The organism is Xanthomonas sp. F1, from assembly GCF_014199855.1.
Genome location: NZ_JACHOK010000001.1, coordinates 726548 through 744637 on the forward strand (window position 1 = coordinate 726548; position 18090 = coordinate 744637).

Below are 18090 nucleotides of genomic sequence, written 5' to 3' on the forward strand. Positions count from 1 at the left end.
GCGGCCGCGCGCGGGCACGGCCGCGGGCACCGCGTGCGCGTGCTTCTCTGGCATTTTGTCTACGAGGCCGGAAAATCCGGGAATTCGCACTGCCGCAACGCCTGCAGCGGTGGTTGCAATTGCAACCTCGGCGCTCCCCCTTAACGGAACGTTGACTCCACTGACATCACCCGGTAATCCCTAGCGGGCGTCGCCGCATCCGCCAGGGGACAGGGGAGTGCGCATGCAGCGGCGCCTACCCCCACTTCTGGAGCCGCCTCCCCCATGACGCGCACGCTCACTCCGCTCGCCCACGCCGTCGCCCTGTGCCTGGCGACATCCGCCGTGTCGGTTCACGCGCAGAACACCGGCAACGCGCAGACGCTGGACACGGTCATCGTCACCGGTACCCGCGTGGCCGACCGCACCGTGGCCGAATCCGCCTCGCCGATCGACATCATCTCGCCGGAAACGCTGCAGTCCACCGGTACCACCGAACTGGCCACTGCGCTGTCGCGCGCGGTGCCCTCGCTGAACTTCCCGCGCCCGGCGATCACCGACGGTTCCGACGCGGTGCGTCCGGCGCAGCTGCGTGGGCTCTCGCCGGACCAGGTGCTGGTGCTGGTCAACGGCAAGCGCTACCACACCACCGCCCTGGTCAACCTCAACGGTGCGCAGGGCCGCGGCTCCTCGCCGGCCGATCTCAACACCATTCCCATCGCCGCGGTCGAGCGCATCGAAGTGCTCCGCGACGGCGCGTCCGCGCAATACGGCTCCGATGCCATCGCCGGTGTCATCAACATCGTGCTCAAGGGCAGCGGCACGGGCGGCAGCCTGGCCGGGCGCTACGGCAAGTACAGCGCCGGCGACGGCGAGCAGTACCAGCTCTCCGGCGATGCCGGCCTCACCTTCGCCGAGACCGGTAGCGTGCACTTCGCGGCGCAGGCCGGGCACCAGGACCAGACCGACCGCGCCACGCCTTACCAGGGCCAGGTGCAGCAGCGCTACGGCGATCCGGACGTGGACCAGGGCGCGGTTTCCTACAACGGCCAGTACAGCCCGGCCGACTACATCACCTTCTATTCCTACGCGATGCTCAGCCGCCGCGAAGTGCTGTCCAACGGCTACTTCCGCTGGTCCGGCGACAACCGCAACCGCCCGGAGATCTACCCCGACGGCTTCCTGCCGCAGATCTACAACGTCAGCAAGGACGTGTCCTGGGTCGGCGGGGTCAAGTCCAGCACCGCCGGCGGGCTGGCCATCGACCTCAGCTACAACTACGGCCGCAACGATCTGAGCTTCGACGTGCGCCACAGCCTCAACAACAGCCTGGGCCTGGCCAGTCCCACCGCGTTCTATGCCGGCGCGCTGCAGGTCACCCAGAACGTGCTCAATGCCGACTTCAGCAAGTCGCTGGAGGTCGGCCTGGCCTACCCGGTCACCCTGGCGTTCGGCGCCGAGTGGCGCGGCGAGAAGTTCAACGAATCGCCGGGCGCGCCGGCGTCCTACGTCAACGGTGGCATTCCCTCGGCCAATGGCACCCTGCTGCCGGGCGCGCAGGTGTTCGCCGGCTTCAAGCCCAGCGACTCCGGCCACTACGACCGCAACAGCTATTCGGCCTATCTCGACCTGGAAGGCGACATCACCGACAAGTTCTCCGCCGGCCTGGCCGGGCGCTACGAGAACTACAGCGACTTCGGCGACACCGCCACCGGCAAGCTGTCGCTGCGCTATGCCTTCAGCCCGAAGGTCGCGCTGCGCGCCACCGCGTCCACCGGCTTCCGCGCGCCCTCGCTGCAGCAGCAGTATTTCCAGTCGGTGGCCACCAACTTCATCAACGTCGCCCAGCCCGACGGCAGCATCGCCGCCACGCCGTTCGAGATCGGCACCTTCCGCACCGACAACCCGGCGGCGATCGCGCTCGGCGCCGAGCCACTGAAGGCCGAGAAGTCCAGGAACTACGGCCTGGGCCTGGTGTTGCAGCCGGTGGATGCGCTGTACATCACCCTCGACGCCTACCGCATCGACATCGACGACCGCATCGTGCTTTCGGAGAACCTCACCTCCACCGCCGTGCGCAACTACCTGCAGGGCAACGGCTACGCCGGTATCGGCGGCGGCCGCTACTTCACCAACGCCATCGACACCAAGACCCAGGGCGTGGACGCGATCGGCACCTACAAGCTCGCGCTGGCCGCCAGCAGCCTCGACCTCACCGCCGGCTACAACTACAACAAGACCGACATCGAGAAGATCGCCGGCAACCCGGCCGTGCTGGAAGCGATCGACCCGACCGCGGTGCGCATCGGCCGCGCCGAGATCGGCCGCATCACCCGCGGCTCGCCGCGCGACAAGTTCTTCCTGAGCAGCGTGTGGTCGCCCGGCGCCTGGGCCTTTACCGCCACCGCCACGCGCTGGGGCGAGTTCAACGACTTCGGCACCACGCCGGCCGCCGACCAGACCTACGCGGCCAAATGGACCCTGGACCTGTCGGCGGCGTACACGCTGGGTCGGTGGCGTGTGACCGTCGGCGGCGACAACGTGCTCAACGAATACCCCGACCGCTCGCGCGCCGGGGCCGGCACCCGCACCTATCTGCCGTACAGCACCTCCTCGCCGTTCGGCTTCAATGGCGCGTTCGCCTACGCCAACGTCAACTACAGTTGGTAACGCGCATGCGGCGGCGATGTCCCGGCATCGCTGCCGCTTTCGCCACCGGCGACGTCGCGACCGCATAGGCGCGACGGCTGGCATCCGGCACCACGGCGATGTCGCAGGTATCGGGCTGCGCACGAACGCCGTGGCGATAAGGATTCGGCGCGTCGCTTGCGCACCAGCCCGGCAGGCACCTTCGGCAGCGCATCACACCACCGTGGCCGTCGCGATTCCCATCCCGCTGCAGCGCCGCCTCGACCTGATCGCGGCGGCGACGCACTGCGTCAAGCATTCGTCGCGCGATGGAATGCATCGGGTTACTGCGTGGCAGCCATCTCGCCACAGCCCATGATCGCGATGCCCGACATAGGAACGCCATGCCGCGCTCGCCTCGTCTGCTTTACCGACGCGCACACGATCGGAAGCGGGACGGTGTACAGCCCATCGCCAATAGACTCGTACCTGTACATGTTCGCGGCGCCGCGACCGGCACCGCTGCGCCGCGTGGTATGGGCGTTGGCGTTGACTGTGTGGCATGGAAACTGCAATGAGCACGGCGCCCGACGCACCGGCGATGCCGGACCGGTTCACGCCATGGCGCGTGGCCTAGGGCCATACCTGAGCAAATCGATGCGAGCACTTTTCGGGAATCATCCCCGAATATATAAAAGTGATACGCATCACAAGTATGAATCGCTTGATTATTTGTCAACAGTGGCCTGTTGCGATTCGCGTAATGTGGAATCGCCTGAACGGCAGGCAAAAGAGACCCCAACAGGGGAAGGATCGTGTCATGTGGAAAACATCAAAAATCGCGGTGCTATCAGGCATCGTGGCGTGCTCGGCGCTTGCGTCGAGCGCCTATGCGCAAAGCTGTTGCCCGAGCGGCGGCAACGGCAGCCCGATCTCCATCCGCGGTCTGGGTGAAAGCGCGCCAGCGGCGACCAATCTGTCCACCAATGCGTCGGCACGTATCTACCAGTTCGAGCGCAACGGCGTGACCTACCTGCAAATCAATGATTCCACCGGCCAGGTGCGTGGCGCGGTCGGCCGTGTCGGCGACACCGCATGGGTGACGCCAATGGGCAAGGACGTGGATCGGGTGAGTACTGTCGACACCTTCGACAGCAGCCGTGGCGCCGTGGTCTACGACGCGCGTTACTTCACCGTGCAGTTGGCCAGCAGCGCCAACGGCGACGTCTGGACCGTGACCATCAAGAAGTAACGGTCCTTTCCAGCGGCTCGGAGATCAGGAAACTGATCTTTCGCTCATGACGGCGCCGACAGGTGCCGTCATGAGCCTTCAACCGACTAGCCAGTTCCCAGTCCATTTCGTCGGAGCTGTGCTGCTTGCGGCCGCCGCCCGGCATCGCCGCATCAGCTTCCACGGTCACCACCACGCCGCGCTTGCCACGGGCAGACCAGACCCGCGCCGTGATCGTGTGCCGGCCCGCATTGGGCAGGATTTCCATGGCATTGAGCACGCAGCGATACGCCGCCAGCTGCAGCCCGATCGACAGCCGCCGCGAATCCCCATGCAGGCGTGCCTCGACCTCGGTATCGCAGGCATTGGCGAAGGCAATGGAGTTCAGCGCGCCGTACAGGCCGTGCGTTTCGATATCCAGCGGATACAGCGCGGCGACATAATCGTCCAGCAACTGCGCCTGGATCACTCCGGTGCGGTTCATTTCCATCGCCGCCGCGTAGTGCCCGTGTTGCTTCAGCGTGGTGGCGATATCGCGGCGCAGCTTGTTGATGTGCACGTGGATATCGGTGTACTCGATCACCCGGTTGCGCAGGGTTCGTTCGGCCGACATGTAGCTGGCCTGCGCCACCTGCAGCGCCTCCTGTTCGGCGAAGCCCAGGCGCCGCGCCTGATCCATCACCCCGGCGATGCGAGTGCCGAGCACGAACAACGTGGTGGCAGCGAACGACACCAACATCTGTACGTAGAAGGTTTCCAGGTCGAATGCACCGGCGTGATGCGACTTGGCCAGAGCCATCGCCACCGCGATGTCGGCCATGACGATGCCGACGGCGGCACCCCGCCACTCGTGGCCAAGGGTCAGCCAAAAACCCGGCACGATCATCATCACCAGCAGGAACTGCCGTGCGACCCCGTCCGGCACGTTCATCGCGGCCGCGAACAGGGCACCCACCATCAGCGCAGCGCGCAGGCTGTCGTGCATCAGGCCACGCGACATCAACGCCGTGCCTTCGCGACGCACCCACAGCAAGGCCGGCAACACGAACACCAGGATGCCGAGATAGTTACCGACCCAGAACTTCAGCGCGTTCTCGACGTTGATGTCGGTCACCGGCCCATCCAGCAACCAGTTCAGGGCCTTGTTGATCAGCACGCCCCACAGCGCCATGCCCAGCACCACCGGCAGCAGACGCTGCTGCCAGACCATCACGTCGGGCACGCGACGGCGGAACCACAGCGGCACCAACGCCGACAACGGCATCAGCAGCAACGGACTCAGATACGCCCACGCCGCACTCTGGCCCTCGTCGATCAACGGCACACGCAACGCCAGCAGCGCCGCAGCATCGCCGAGCAACAGATAAGGCCACAGCCGTAACGGCATGAACAGCAACACGGCCGCACGCAGGCCGGCTGGCAGGAACCACTGGTCCAAGGACAACCGCCACGCCAACAGATAGCCGGCACAGTAAACGGTGCTGAGGAGCAGTCCCTTCGCGAAAGTATTCAGTCTAGCCATGCCACCCTGTCCTGGCAGGACACCAATGGCGCAAACATACACCAGGGAATGGGCCGAAACAGTAGACAGTTAACGTCCATCATGCCGTGTAATGTCTTTCCTGACAGGGAGTTGCGTGCGTCCCCCGATCGCTGCGACCTCCATCCCATTCAAGGTGTCGGGGAGCGCCCTTCACGACCCCGCTGCGGGTCCGCCGACGGGGCCGACTGCGCAACGACGGACGCTCGCCGCCCCGTCTCGACTCCTGATCGGACCGACCGGCCCGATGCGTGACGGTTCCAGTTCCGTCAGCCAGCCTCACCTGATCGATCAGGCAGTCGCAGGCTGAGATGGCTGGATGCAAGCCGCTGGCCGGCCCCTTCCTGCCGCATCACGCCGTCCTGCGCAGCGGCCGAGACACGCGAGCACCCAGCGTGCGCCGTCATTGTCGCCGCTCCACCCGCGCCACGCCGATTTGCCGACAAAAGCCCCGATCGGCGACACTCGGGGCTTCCTTGTTCTGCGATCCTGAATGCATCACGACACCAGTCTCATCGACATCATCGCGGTCGGGCTCGCGCTCGCCTTCCTCCTCGGCACGCTCGCCCACCGCCTCAAACTCTCGCCGCTGGTCGGCTACCTGGTGGCGGGCATCTGCGTGGGCCCGTTCACGCCCGGCTTCGTCGCCGACCAGGCCCTGGCCACCCAGTTGTCGGAACTGGGGGTGATGCTGCTGATGTTCGGGGTGGAGCTGCACTTCTCGCTCGAAGACCTGATGGAAGTGAAGTGGATCGCGATCCCCGGCGCGCTGGCGCAGATCGCGGTCGCCACCCTGCTCGGCTGGGGGCTGGCCTGGAGCATGGGCTGGCCGACCCTGCACGGCCTGGTGTTCGGCCTGGCGCTGTCGGTGGCCAGTACGGTGGTGCTGCTGCGGGCGATGGAGGAACGGCGCCTGCTGGAGACCCTGCGCGGGCGCATCGCGGTGGGCTGGCTGATCGTGGAGGACCTGGTGATGGTGCTGGCGCTGGTGCTGCTGCCGGCGCTGGCCGACGCGCTCGGCGGCAAGGGCGCCGACACCGGCGCGATCCTCGGCGCGCTCGGCATCACCCTCCTGAAGATGGCGGCGTTCGTGGCGGTGATCCTGGTGGTCGGCCGTCGCGCCATCCCGTGGGCGCTGGAGAAGGTGGCCGCGACCGGTTCGCGCGAGCTGTTCACGCTGTCGGTGCTGGCGATCGCGCTGGGCGTGGCGTTCGGCTCGGCCACCCTGTTCGGCGTGTCGTTCGCGCTGGGCGCGTTCTTCGCCGGCATGCTGCTGAAGGAGTCGGAGCTCAGCCACAAGGCCGCCAACGACTCGCTGCCGCTGCGCGACGCCTTCGCGGTGCTGTTCTTCGTCTCGGTGGGCATGCTGTTCGATCCGCACATCCTGCTCGAGCATCCCTGGCAGGTGCTGGCCACGTTCCTGACCATCACCGTCGGCAAGTCGCTGGCCGCCTTCGTGATCGTGCGCGCGTTCGGTCATCCCACCGGCATCGCCCTGACCATCTCCACCAGCCTGGCGCAGATCGGCGAGTTCTCCTTCATTCTCGCCGGCCTCGGCGTGAGCCTGGCGATCCTGCCCGAGACCGGCCGCGACCTGATCCTGGCCGGCGCGCTGCTGTCGATCATCGCCAACCCGCTGCTGTTCTCCTGGCTGGACCGCTGGCAGGCGCGGCAGGCGGTGGAGGCGCCGGTGACGGTGGAACCGGAATTGCCGCCGGGGCCGTCGCTGGACCTGGTCGACCACGCCATCGTGATCGGCTACGGCCGGGTCGGCAGCGCGCTGGCGGCGGTGCTGCGCGAGCGCGGCGTGCCGGTGCTGGTGATCGACGACAACCGCGACCACGTCGAACGCGCCCATGCCGACGGCATCCCCGGCATCCGCGGCAGCGCCGCCGCCGACCGTGTGCTGGCCGAGGCGCATCCGGAGAAGGCCAAGATCGCGATCCTGGCGATCCCGCAGCCGCTGGAAGCCGGCGAAGCCCTGGCCAAGCTGCGTGCGCTGAATCCGGCGCTGACCCTGCTGGCGCGCGCGCACAGCGATGCCGAGGTCAAGCATCTGCTCGACCACGGCGCCGACGGCACGGTGATGGCCGAGCGTGAGCTGGCCTACTCGCTGGCGGAAATGGTGATGGCGACGCCACCGTACCGGGGAATGCGCGCCGCCGCGCGCTGAGCGCCCGGCGGCAGGGATTGGGGAGTGGGGAGTAGGGATTCGCAAAGGCGACTCCTCCCTTTCTGAGGCAGAGTCGCCGCCGGGAAAGGCGCGGTAACGCACAGAAACCGTCTACAGCAACCGTGACGGTCTGCGGCGAATCTTCTTGATAAGCATTCTCGTTTACGGCAGGATTGCGCTCCCTTCCCCAGTTCCGCTCGCCCTCCCCCATGGCCTGCAAGATCGGGTTGCTCAACTCCGTGCCCAGTGCCCTGCTATGCGAGATGTTCGGGCATGTCGGCTACGACTTCGCGGTGCTCGACCTGGAACACGTGCTGCGCTCGCCGGCCGAGCTGGAACACGCCATCCGTGCCTGCGAACTGGGCGGCTGCGAACCCTGGGTGCGCGTGCCCGAGGTCGATGCCAAGCTGATCGGCCGGGTGCTCGACGCCGGCGCCCGCGGCGTGGTCCTGGCCGGACTGGACAGCGCCGAGCAGGCCGAGCGCGCGGTCGCCGCCGCGCACTTCCCGCCGCACGGCCGCCGCGGCATCACCGGCGGCCGGGTCACCGGCTTCGGCAGCGTGGGCCTGGCCGACTACATCGCCCGCAGCCACGAGCGCCTGCGGGTGATCCCGATGATCGAAAGCGCCGCCGGCGTGCGTGCCCTGCCGCAGATCCTGCAGGTGCCCGGCGTCTCGCTGGTGATGGAGGGCGCGCTGGACCTGGCGCTGGACCTGGGTCTCGGCCCGCAGCCCACCCATCCGCAGGTCTGGGACCAATTGCTGGCGATCGATGCGGCCTGCCGTGCCGCCGGCATTCCCTTCTGCCCCAATCCGCGCGACGCCGCGCAACGCGCGCACTGGCTGGCACGGCCGGACCTGCAGTGGCTGTTCGCCGGCGAAGACCGCGCGCTGCTGCAGGCCGCGTTGCGCCAGCGCGCGGCCGACCTGCGCAGCCACTGACCGTTTTCCTTCCTTTGGAGTCGTCGTCTTGATCGCTTCGCTTTCCCCTTCGCTGCTGGCCGTCGCCCTCGCCGCCGCCCTGCTCGCTCCCTCCAGCGCGCGCGCCGAGGACGCCCCGCCCGACGCCGATGCGCAGGCGCGGATCCGCCAGCTCGACGCGGTGCAGGTGCAGGGCAGCCTGCTCGGCCGCTCCACCGTCGAGGACGTGCAGCACTACGCCGGCAGCCGCCAGGTGATCGACAACGCGCAGCTGCGCACCGGCGCCAACCGCTCGCTGGACGACGCGCTGCAGAAAGTCCCGGGGATCAAGGTGTTCGACGAGACCGGCACCGGCGCGCTGCCGCAGATCATGCTGCGCGGCCTGTACGAGAGCCGCAGCGGCCGCGTGCAGGTGCTGGAGGACGGCATTCCGCTGGCGCTGGCGCCGTATGGGCAGACCAGCCTGTCGCTGTTCCCGGTCGGCCTGAACCAGGTCGACCGCATCGACATCGTGCGCGGCGGCGCGGCGGTGCAGTACGGCCCCAACAACGTGGGCGGCGTGATCAACCTGATCAGCCCGGACATTCCCACCACCTGGACCACCACGCTGGGCCAGAAGGTCACAGCCGGCGGTGCCGGACATTACCTGGGCGACACCGCGATCAGCACCGGCGGCTACGCCAGCGACACCTTCGGCGTGCAACTGGACGCCAACTGGACCAAGGGCGACTACTGGCGCGAGCACAGCGCCACCGACATCAAGAACCTGCGCCTGCGCGCGGAATGGTGGCTGGCGCCGGACAAGCTGCTCAAGGCCAGCGTGCAGCGCTATGTCGCCGACATGGACATGGCCGGCGCCTTGTCCACCGCCGACTACCTGCGCGATCCGCGCCAGTCGACGCGGCCGCTGGACGAATTCAACGGCCGCACCACCCGCGCCTCGCTGGTCTACCAGCAGGACTTCGGCGATGTGGGGCCGTTCCAGGACCTGCGCTTGGACTGGAGCAACTTCAGCGCGCGCAGCAGCCGCAACTTCATCGTCGGCATGCGCTCGGCCGCCAGCGAAACCTGGCGCCCCGACCTGCCGCCGCAACTGCGGCAGAGCGCGCCGCGCGACTTCCGCGTCTACGGCAGCGAGCCGCGGCTGAGCTGGACGATGGGCGACGGTGCGGTGCGCCAGCAATGGACGCTCGGCGCGCGCGCGATCAACGAGGACATCGACTTTTTGGTCGGCAACACCCGCCTCAGCGACGGCCTCTACACCCTGGTGCGCGACTGGCGCTTCAAGGACCGCGGCGCCGCCGCCTACGTCAGCAACGCGATCGCCTTCGCCGGCGGCCGCGTCACCGTCACCCCCGGCCTGCGCTACGAGCAGGTCGATTCGCGTTACTACAACCTGGCCAGCGGCGTGCGCACGCGCAACAAGACCGACGACGTGCTGCCCGGGCTGACCCTGGGCTTCCAGGCCAGCCCGACGTGGTATCTGTACGCCGACGGGCAGCGCTCGCTGCGCGCGCCGCAGGTCACCCAGATCATCTTCGGCGACAACCTCGACGCCGAACTGGCCTGGAACTACGAGGCCGGCGCGCGCTACCAGCCCAACGAGCGCACCCGCGTGCAGTTCGGCGGCTACCTGATCGACTTCGACCAGCAGATCCAGCTCGACAACACCACCCGCACCTACCGCAACCTCGGCAAGACCCGCCACCAGGGCGGCGAAGTGGAACTGCAGTGGAGCCCTGCGCAACTGCGCGCGCTGACCCTCAACGCCGGTTACGCCTATCTGGACGCACGGCAGAAATCGGGCGTGTACGACGGCCTGCGCGTGCCCTACACCTCGCGCAACCAGCTCACCCTCGGCGCGTCGTACCGGCCCGAATCCGGTCATACCACCGTCGCCGTTTCCAGCTATTACTTCAGCCACGCCTTCAGCGATGCGGCCAACACCGTGCAGGAGAACGCGATCGGCTCGGTCGGCGAACTGCCGGCCTACTGGGTGTGGAACGCGCAGCTGAGCCAGGTGCTCAGCGAAGGCGCCAGCGGCAAGCTCAGCGCGTCGCTGGCGGTCAACAACCTGTTCGATCGCAAGTATTGGTACCGCGGCATCGACACCAGCCCCTGGGGCCGGCAGCCGGCGCCGGGCCGCAGCGTCACCGTCGGCCTCGAGTACACGTTCTGATCCACGCCGGCGTCGGACGACGACGCCGGTCGCCGCACCACCGCGCGCCCTGACGGCGCGCCGCCGCCCGCGGGAGACGCGGGCCAGTGCAACGGACGCAGCCGCGTCCTTCCCCCCACCCAGCGCGCGCCCGATGCGATGCGCCAGGCAACCACGCGACCCTGCCGCAGCCGCGGCGCATGCCTCCCGTGTCCGCCGCCGCGCGGCCGCGCCGGCGGCGTGCGTGCGCCTGCGCCCGACGAGACCCGCACATGACCTCGCACGACGCTCCCCTGCTGATCCTCAGCCACGTCTGCCACCCGGCGGTGACCGATGGTTTCCTTCCCGCCGCGCAGCGCCTGGGCGTGCCGGTGTTGCTGCTGACCGACCACCGCCACGCCCACCTCGACCACTTCCGCCGCCATCCGCCGGCCGCACCGGTGCAGGTGCTGGAGTGCGACGTGTTCAATCCGCTAGGCGTACTCGACCTGCTCGGCAGCCTGCCGCAGCCGCCGCGCGCGGTGTTCAGCAACAGCGACCACCTGCAGACCAGCGCCGCCGTGGTCGCCGCCGCGCTCGGCGTGCCGGGCAAGGACTGGCAGGTCTGCTACGCGGCCAAGAACAAGGCGGCGATGCGCCAGCGCCTGCGCGCGCTCGGCCTGCCGGCGCCGTGGTTCTGCAGCCTGGCGCCTGGCGCACAGCCGCCGGCGCAGACGCCCTGGCCGCTGATCGCCAAGCCGCGCGAAGGCGTGGCCAGCCTGGACGTGCGCCACTGCGCCGACGCGGCGGCGCTGCAGGCCTACCTCGATGATTTCTGGCAGCGCCACCCGCAGCGCAGCGTGCTGCTGGAGAGCGTCCTCGACGGCCCGCTGTTCACCCTGGAAACGCTCGGCGACGGGCGCAGCCTGCAGCCGATCGGCGGCTTCGACGTGCAACTGTCATCGCCACCGCACTTCGTCGAGTGCGAGGCGCGCTGGCGCGGTGCCACCGATACGCCGGTGCTGCAACAGGCATTGGCGCAGCTGCAGGCGTTCGGCATCGGCTTCGGCGTGTGCCACAGCGAGTTCATCCTCACCGCCGACGGCCCGGTGCTGGTGGAGATCAACTACCGCAGCATCGGCGACGGCCGCGAGTTCCTGCTCGATCGCCTGTTCGGCGGGCACTGGTTCGACAGCGTGCTCGGCCTGCACCTGGGCCGGCCGCTGCCCACGCTGCAGGCGCGCCGCGCGCAGGCCTTGGTCCGCTACTACGTCGCCGAGCACGACGGCACGCTGGCGGTGGCCAGCGCCGACCATGGCAGCAGCGACGCGCATTGGGAGGCGCGCTACCGGCGCCTGCGGCAACCTGGCGACGCGATCCGCCTGAGCCACTCCAACAAGGATTACCTGGGCGTGCTGGACGTGCTCGCCGACACCGAGGCGGACCTGCAGCAGGCGCTGGCCAGCACCGAGGCGTCGCTGCACTGGCGCATCGACACCACCACCGGGGTGGCGGCATGAGCCAGGACGCAGACCGCCGTTACATCGATCTGCGCGTGATCGACGCCTGCCTGCGCGAAGACCTGCGCGGCATCGTCAGCCGCGGCGCCGCCGCCACGCCGCCGCCGGCAGTGCTCGCCGCCTGGGCGCAGGCGCCGCTGCCCGCGGACGCCACCTGGTGGCGCATCGCGCACCTGCCCGATGGCGAACTGTGGCTGCCGCTGCGCCGCGCCGGTTACCTGCAGACCGTGAGCGCCTGCAGCGAAGGCTGGGTCCTGCACACCGCGCAGCACAGCGCCTACGAATCCGGCACCGCGCAGTGGCTTGCGCGGCTGGGCGCCGGGCTCGACGCGGAAACCCAGGCGCTGCACCGCGCCTATGTCGAGGAAGCCGACTGTGCAGTTCGCCAGCGCGCGCTGGCGCGGCAGGCCTACGCCCAGCAACGGCCGCTGCTGGCCACCGCGCTGGACGCCGCCGACGCGCACGAACGCGCCTACCGCTGCGAACAGCTGGCAAGCCACCGCGACCATCCGTTCTATCCCAGCGCACGCGCCAAGCTCGGTCTGGACGACGCCGACCTGCCGCGCTACGCGCCGGAGTTCGGCCCCAGCTTCGCGTTGCGCTGGCTGGCGCTACCGGCCGCGCAGGTCACCCAGACCACGCCGCCGCCGGCGTTCTGGCCGCGCCCGAGCATGCTCGGCCTGGACCCGGCGCTGGACGCCGACCACGTCGCCTGGCCGCTGCACCCGCTGATCTTCGCGCGGCTGGGCGAGTACGGCTTCGCCCTGCCGGAGGGCGCCATCGCCGCGCCGCAGCCGTGGCTGCAGGTGCGCCCGTCGCTGTCGCTGCGCACGGTGATCCCGCTGGCGTTTCCCGATCATCATCTGAAGCTGCCGGTGCCGATGCGCACCCTCGGCGCGCTCAACCTGCGCCTGATCAAGCCGTCCACGCTGTACGACGGCCACTGGTTCGAACGCGTGCTGTGCGACCTCGCCGCGCACGATCCGGCGCTGGGCGAACGCTACCTGCACGTGGACGAGGCGCATGCCGGCCACGTCGGCGAGACACGGCACCTCTCCTACCTGCTGCGCCGCTATCCGGCGCTGCCGGACGCGACCCTGGTGCCGGTGGCCGGCCTGTGCGCGACGCTACCCGATGGCCGGCCACTAGCCGCGCACCTGGCCGAACGCTTCCATGGCGGCGACCTCACCGCCTGGTGGGACGGCTACCTGGCGCTGATGTGCGAGGTGCACCTGCGGCTGTGGCTGCGCTACGGCATCGCGCTGGAGGCCAACCAGCAGAACAGCGTGCTGATCTACGCCACCGGCCGCGCGCCGCGGCTGCTGCTCAAGGACAACGACGCGGCGCGCGTGCTGCTGTCGCGGCTGCACACGCAGCGGCCGGTGCTGGCCGCGTTGGGCACACCGCGCGACGCGCGCATCGTGGTGCAGGACGACGCCGCGCTGGCACGGATGTTCTGCACCATCATCCTGCAGCTGGACCTGCAGGCGGTGCTGGAAGGGCTGGCGGAATGGCAGCCAGGGCTGCGCACGCCGCTGTACGCACTGCTGCGCGCGCGCCTGCACGGCACCTTGCGCACGCTGCGCGACGAGGGCATCGACACCGCGCCGGCACAGGCGCTGCTGGACGCCCCCACGCTGCCGGTGAAGTACCTGCTCAGCGCCGGCAGCCTGCTCGGCAAGCAGATCACCGGCGCGGCGGACATCAACAAGTTCTACGGCGACAGCGCGCCCAACCTGCTGCGCGAGGATGCGCTGGCGGCGCGCGTGGCCGCGACCGCGGCCGGGGCCGCGCGATGAAGCGCCTGCTCGGCCCAGTGCTGGCCGCGCATTACCTGGCCGCCTTTACCGCGCTGGGCATGCCGCTGTTCCTGCCGCAGGTGCTGCAGCAACTCGCGCCGGGCGCGGCGATCGGCTGGAGCGGCGTGCTGTACGTGCTGCCGACCCTGTGCACCGCGCTCACCGCCAGCGCCTGGGGCCGGCTGGCCGACCGCTACGGACGCAAGCGCTCGCTGCTACGCGCGCAACTCGGCCTGGCGCTTGGATTCCTGATGGCCGGTTTCGCCCCGAACCTGGGCTGGCTGGTCGCCGGCCTGGTCGTGCAGGGCGCCTGCGGCGGTTCGCTGGCCGCGACCAACGCCTATCTCAGCAGCCAGGCCCAGAGCGGTTCGCTGGCGCGGGCGCTGGACTGGACCCAGTTCTCCGCGCGGCTGGCGATGGTCACCGCCCCGGCGCTGCTCGGCCTGGCCATCGCGCTGGGGCCGGCACAGTCGCTGTACCGCTATCTGGCGCTGCTGCCGCTACTCGCCTTCGCGCTGAGCTGGCGGTTGCCGGCCGATCCGCCGCGCGCGTCGGCGACAGCCACGTCCACGTCCGCCATGCCGCACGCGGATGCGGCGCAGCGCCGCCAGCGCTGGGCGCTGTGGACCACGCAGTTCCTGTTCTGTTTCGCGATGGTGGTGACCTTTCCCTACTTCCTGCCGTATGCGCAGGCGCACGGCATCGGCAGCAGCGCGGTCGCCGGCCTGCTGTACAGCCTGCCGCACCTAGTCTACCTGGTGCTGATGCCGTGCTGGCGCGGTCGCGACCACCGCGTGTCGCCGCTGCCGGCGGGGCTCGCGCTGTTCGCACTGGCCTGCCTGCTGCAGATGGCGCCGCCGGCGCCCGGTTGGTTGATCGCCGCGCGGCTGCTGTTCGGCCTGGGCATGTGGATGGCGCTACGCGGCCTCAACCGCAGCCTGGCCGAGGTTGCCGGCGGGCGCGGTGCGGGCCAGCTGTTCGGCCGCTTCGATGCCGCCGGCAAGTACGCCGGCGTCGCCGGCGGCGCCCTCGCCGGTGCCCTGGTGCAAGGCCATGGTCTGGCCGTGCCGTTCCTCGCCGCCGCCGCGGCCGCCCTGCTGGCGCTGCTGCCGGCCCTGATGCTCACGTCCGTTCGGAGAACCGTCCATGTCCCCGTTGCCGATGCATGACCCGTGGTACGACAGCCTGGCGCAAACCCAGGCGATCACCTGCTGGCTCAACTGCTACCTGCGCGAAGTCGCGCTCGGTCGCGGCCTGGCCGACTTCGGCTACCGCGGCCTGGACCGGCCCGGGGTGGCCGCCGCGGGCGAGCGCTGGCTGCGCCTGCGCCTGCCCTCCGGCGCCACGCTGTGCGTGCGCCTGGCGCATGCCGACCGTCTGGGTCGCTGCCGCTTCGCCTCGGCGCCCTACCTCAAGGCCGACGGCCGTCCCTGGCACTGCCTGGACGCAGAGGCGCTGGTGCGCCTGCTGCTGCAGGAACTCGGCGAAGGCGAGCAGGCGCCCAACCTGGAACTGCTGGCGCAGAGCGCCAACAGCGTCGCCATCACCGCGCAACTGCTGCGCCAGGCCGACGCCGCGCAGCCCACCGGCGAGGCGCTGATCGATGCCGAGCAATCGATGCTGTGGGGCCACGCCTTCCATCCCACGCCCAAGAGCCGCGAGGGCGTGCCGCTGGAACAGGTGCTGGCATGCGCGCCCGAGGCGCGCAGCGCGTTCCCGCTGTTCTGGTTCCGCATCGACCCGCGCCTGTACCGCGCGCAGGGCCACGACGTGCGTGCCACGCTGGCGCAGGCCGGCGGCGGCGCCGATCTGTACCCCTGCCATCCGTGGGAGGCCGAGCGTGTGCTGGCGCATCCGCTGCTGCGCCAGGCGCAGGCGCGCGGCTGGATCGAACCGCTGGGAGAACGCGGTCTGGCGTTGCGCCCGACCTCGTCGGTACGCACGCTGTACCACGCCGATCTCGATTACTTTCTCAAGCTGTCGGTGCACGTGCGCCTGACCAACTGCGTGCGCAAGAACGCCTGGTACGAACTGGAGAGCGCAGTGGCGCTGACCCGCCTGCTGGCGCCGGACTGGCAGGCCCTGGCGCAGCGCGTGCCGGGCTTCCACGTGCTGCTGGAGCCGGCCGCCACCGACCTGGACTTCTCCGCGCTGGACGCCGATGCGCAGGCCTGCCGCGAGTTGGGCGAGAGCTTCGGCGTGCTGTATCGGCAGGCGATCCCGGCCGCGCAGCGCGCGCGCTATCGCCCGCAGGTGGCCGGCGCGCTGTTCACCAACGATGCGCACGGCCAGCCGGCTTGCGCCGCTGCGCTGCAAACGCTGGCGCGGCGCAGCGGCAGCAGCCTGGAGGCGGCCACGACGGCCTGGTTCCGCGCCTATGCGCAGTTGCTGCTGGACGGGGTGTGGAGCGCCTGGTTCGGCCACGGCATCGTGCTGGAGCCGCACCTGCAGAACACCGTGATCGGTTGCGAGGACGGCCTGCCGACGCAGGTGTGGATCCGCGACCTGGAAGGCACCAAGCTGCTGCCGGCGCGCTGGCCGGCCGCACGCCTGCCCGGCATGTCCGAGACCGCGCGGCAGTCGCTGTACTACAGCGCCGAACGCGGCTGGAACCGCATCGCCTACTGCGCGCTGGTCAACAACCTGGCCGAAGCGATCTTCCACCTCGCCGACGGTCACGACCGCCGCGAACGGCAGTTGTGGCAGATCGTCGGCGACATCGCCCGCAGTTGGCAGCAACGCCACGGCGCGCAGCCGGCGCTGCAGGCCCTGCTCGACGGCGCGCCGCTGCCGGCCAAGAACAATCTGCGCCTGCGTCTGCTGCAGCGCGCCGACCGCCATGCCGACTACAGCTTCCTGCCCAATCCGATCGGCAGCGCCGCGCTGCGGCAGGCGGCGGCATGAGCCTGCGCATCGACCCCGCGCCGCTGCACGCGGCACTGGCGCAGTTGCGCGCGCAAGCCGACGGCCCGGTCTGCGCCTACGTCTACGACCTGGCGGCACTGCAGGCGCACGCGGCGATGCTGCGCGCGCAGCTGCCGGCCGGGTGCGAACTGTTCTATGCGGCCAAGGCCAACGCCGAGCCGCCGGTGCTGCGCACGCTGGCGCCGTGGGTGGACGGCTTCGAGGCGGCCTCCGGCGGCGAACTGCAGTGGCTGCACACGCACCAGCCGGGCCGCCGGCTGCTGTTCGGCGGCCCCGGCAAGCTCGACACCGAACTGCAACTGGCCGCCAGCCTGCCCGATTGCAGCGTGCATGTGGAAAGCCTGGGCGAGCTGCAGCGGCTGGCCCGCATCGCCGCGTCGCACACACGGCCGCTGTCGGTGTTCCTGCGCCTGAACATCGTGGTGCCGGGCATGCAGGACACACGCCTGGTGATGGGCGGGCGGCCCTCGCCGTTCGGCCTGGACGTGGACGACCTGGACGCGGCCATGCAACTGCTGCGCGGCGCGACCGGGTTGCGCCTGGACGGCTTCCACTTCCACCTGCTGTCGCACCAGCGCGATGCGCAGCTGCAACTGCGCCTGATCGCCCACTACCTGCAGACCGTGCAGGGCTGGCGCCAGGCGTATGCGCTGGGACCGCTGACGGTGAACGCCGGCGGCGGATTCGGCGTGGACTACGCCGATCCAGCGGCCTCGTTCGACTGGGCCGCGTTCTGCGCCGGCCTGCCGGCGCTGCTGCGCACGCACGGCGAAGGCCTGCGCCTGCGCCTGGAACCGGGCCGCTACGTCAGCGCCGCCTGCGGCTGGTATCTCATGGAGGTGCTCGACATCAAGCGCAGCCATGGCGCGCAGTTCGCCATCGGCCGCGGCGGCACCCATCATTTCCGCACGCCTGCCGCACAGGGCCACGATCATCCGTTCCTGGTCCTGCGCGGCACGCAGCCGCCGGTGCTGCGCGATGCGCGGGTGACCCTGGTCGGGCAGCTGTGCACGCCCAAGGACGTGCTGGCCCGCGACCAGCCGGTGGCCGCGCTGGCGCCGGGCGACTGCCTGGCGTTCCCGCTGGCTGGCGCCTACGCCTGGAACATCTCGCACCAGCAGTTCCTGATGCACCCGCCGCCGCAGATGCTGTTCCTCGATGGCCCGGCGCATGCCGCAGACGCCATGCCGCAGGGCCGCATTGCCGAGCCCGCCAGCACCGCGTCATGATCCGGCCAC

12 protein-coding genes are annotated in these 18090 nt (G+C 69.9%); 10 read left to right on the plus strand and 2 right to left on the minus strand.

What is annotated here, in order from left to right:
- The first annotated feature begins 264 nt into the window (after window positions 1-264).
- Window positions 265-2649: a TonB-dependent receptor plug domain-containing protein gene (locus tag GGR71_RS03045; RefSeq protein ID WP_160957342.1), complete on the plus strand. Its 2385-nt coding sequence runs from the start codon at window positions 265-267 to the stop codon at window positions 2647-2649.
- Here the strand turns inward: GGR71_RS03045 and GGR71_RS03050 are convergent.
- Window positions 2633-2947, minus strand: a complete 315-nt coding sequence (locus GGR71_RS03050; protein ID WP_160957341.1) for a hypothetical protein — start codon at window positions 2945-2947, stop codon at window positions 2633-2635. The two genes, GGR71_RS03045 and GGR71_RS03050, sit on opposite strands and share 17 nt — an antisense overlap.
- Before the next feature lie 480 nt (window positions 2948-3427).
- Here GGR71_RS03050 and GGR71_RS03055 point away from each other — a divergent pair, with 480 nt between their 5' ends.
- The gene (locus GGR71_RS03055; RefSeq protein ID WP_184451682.1) at window positions 3428-3859 is read left to right on the plus strand and encodes a hypothetical protein; all 432 of its coding nucleotides are present in this window, start codon (window positions 3428-3430) and stop codon (window positions 3857-3859) included.
- Here the strand turns inward: GGR71_RS03055 and GGR71_RS03060 are convergent.
- Window positions 3849-5360, minus strand: coding sequence for an MASE1 domain-containing protein (locus tag GGR71_RS03060; RefSeq protein WP_160957388.1), 1512 nt, complete (start codon window positions 5358-5360; stop codon window positions 3849-3851). The genes GGR71_RS03055 and GGR71_RS03060 overlap by 11 nt on opposite strands.
- 511 nt (window positions 5361-5871) lie before the next feature.
- Between GGR71_RS03060 and ybaL the strand changes: the two genes are divergently transcribed.
- The 8 genes from ybaL (at window position 5872) to GGR71_RS03100 (ending at window position 18081) form a co-directional block, all read left to right on the plus strand.
- Window positions 5872-7551: a YbaL family putative K(+) efflux transporter gene (gene ybaL / locus GGR71_RS03065; RefSeq protein WP_184451621.1), complete on the plus strand. Its 1680-nt coding sequence runs from the start codon at window positions 5872-5874 to the stop codon at window positions 7549-7551.
- Window positions 7552-7760: 209 nt separating this feature from the next.
- Complete coding sequence (locus GGR71_RS03070) at window positions 7761-8492, plus strand: HpcH/HpaI aldolase family protein (protein ID WP_160957340.1); 732 nt, start codon at window positions 7761-7763, stop codon at window positions 8490-8492.
- 28 nt (window positions 8493-8520) lie between these two features.
- On the plus strand, window positions 8521-10650 hold the full coding sequence (locus GGR71_RS03075; protein WP_160957339.1) for a TonB-dependent receptor family protein: 2130 nt from the start codon (window positions 8521-8523) through the stop codon (window positions 10648-10650).
- Between the two features lie 251 nt (window positions 10651-10901).
- Window positions 10902-12128, plus strand: coding sequence for an ATP-grasp domain-containing protein (locus GGR71_RS03080; protein ID WP_160957338.1), 1227 nt, complete (start codon window positions 10902-10904; stop codon window positions 12126-12128).
- Window positions 12125-13927, plus strand: coding sequence for an IucA/IucC family protein (locus tag GGR71_RS03085; RefSeq protein ID WP_160957337.1), 1803 nt, complete (start codon window positions 12125-12127; stop codon window positions 13925-13927). The genes GGR71_RS03080 and GGR71_RS03085 overlap by 4 nt, the downstream gene beginning before the upstream one ends.
- Entirely contained in the window at window positions 13924-15096 is a 1173-nt protein-coding gene (locus GGR71_RS03090; RefSeq protein ID WP_160957336.1) for an MFS transporter, read from the plus strand. The genes GGR71_RS03085 and GGR71_RS03090 overlap by 4 nt, the downstream gene beginning before the upstream one ends.
- Window positions 15074-16831 carry an IucA/IucC family protein gene (locus tag GGR71_RS03095; protein WP_160957335.1) on the plus strand — a complete coding sequence of 586 codons (1758 nt, stop codon included), beginning with the start codon at window positions 15074-15076 and terminating at the stop codon, window positions 16829-16831. Before GGR71_RS03090 ends, GGR71_RS03095 begins: the two co-directional genes overlap by 23 nt.
- Window positions 16828-18081 (plus strand): type III PLP-dependent enzyme, encoded by a 1254-nt coding sequence (locus tag GGR71_RS03100; RefSeq protein ID WP_160957334.1) that lies wholly within the window; start codon window positions 16828-16830, stop codon window positions 18079-18081. Before GGR71_RS03095 ends, GGR71_RS03100 begins: the two co-directional genes overlap by 4 nt.
- The last annotated feature ends 9 nt before the right edge of the window (window positions 18082-18090 follow it).

Bases quoted from the DNA above. Each gene is read 5' to 3' on its own strand.
- GGR71_RS03060 (WP_160957388.1), bottom strand. From the start codon at position 5,360: ATGGCTAGACTGAATACTTTCGCGAAGGGACTGCTCCTCAGCACCGTT.
- GGR71_RS03055 (WP_184451682.1), top strand. From the start codon at position 3,428: ATGTGGAAAACATCAAAAATCGCGGTGCTATCAGGCATCGTGGCGTGC.
- GGR71_RS03070 (WP_160957340.1), top strand. From the start codon at position 7,761: ATGGCCTGCAAGATCGGGTTGCTCAACTCCGTGCCCAGTGCCCTGCTA.
- GGR71_RS03050 (WP_160957341.1), bottom strand. From the start codon at position 2,947: ATGCATTCCATCGCGCGACGAATGCTTGACGCAGTGCGTCGCCGCCGC.
- GGR71_RS03080 (WP_160957338.1), top strand. From the start codon at position 10,902: ATGACCTCGCACGACGCTCCCCTGCTGATCCTCAGCCACGTCTGCCAC.
- GGR71_RS03090 (WP_160957336.1), top strand. From the start codon at position 13,924: ATGAAGCGCCTGCTCGGCCCAGTGCTGGCCGCGCATTACCTGGCCGCC.
- GGR71_RS03045 (WP_160957342.1), top strand. From the start codon at position 265: ATGACGCGCACGCTCACTCCGCTCGCCCACGCCGTCGCCCTGTGCCTG.
- GGR71_RS03095 (WP_160957335.1), top strand. From the start codon at position 15,074: ATGTCCCCGTTGCCGATGCATGACCCGTGGTACGACAGCCTGGCGCAA.
- ybaL (WP_184451621.1), top strand. From the start codon at position 5,872: ATGCATCACGACACCAGTCTCATCGACATCATCGCGGTCGGGCTCGCG.
- GGR71_RS03100 (WP_160957334.1), top strand. From the start codon at position 16,828: ATGAGCCTGCGCATCGACCCCGCGCCGCTGCACGCGGCACTGGCGCAG.
- GGR71_RS03085 (WP_160957337.1), top strand. From the start codon at position 12,125: ATGAGCCAGGACGCAGACCGCCGTTACATCGATCTGCGCGTGATCGAC.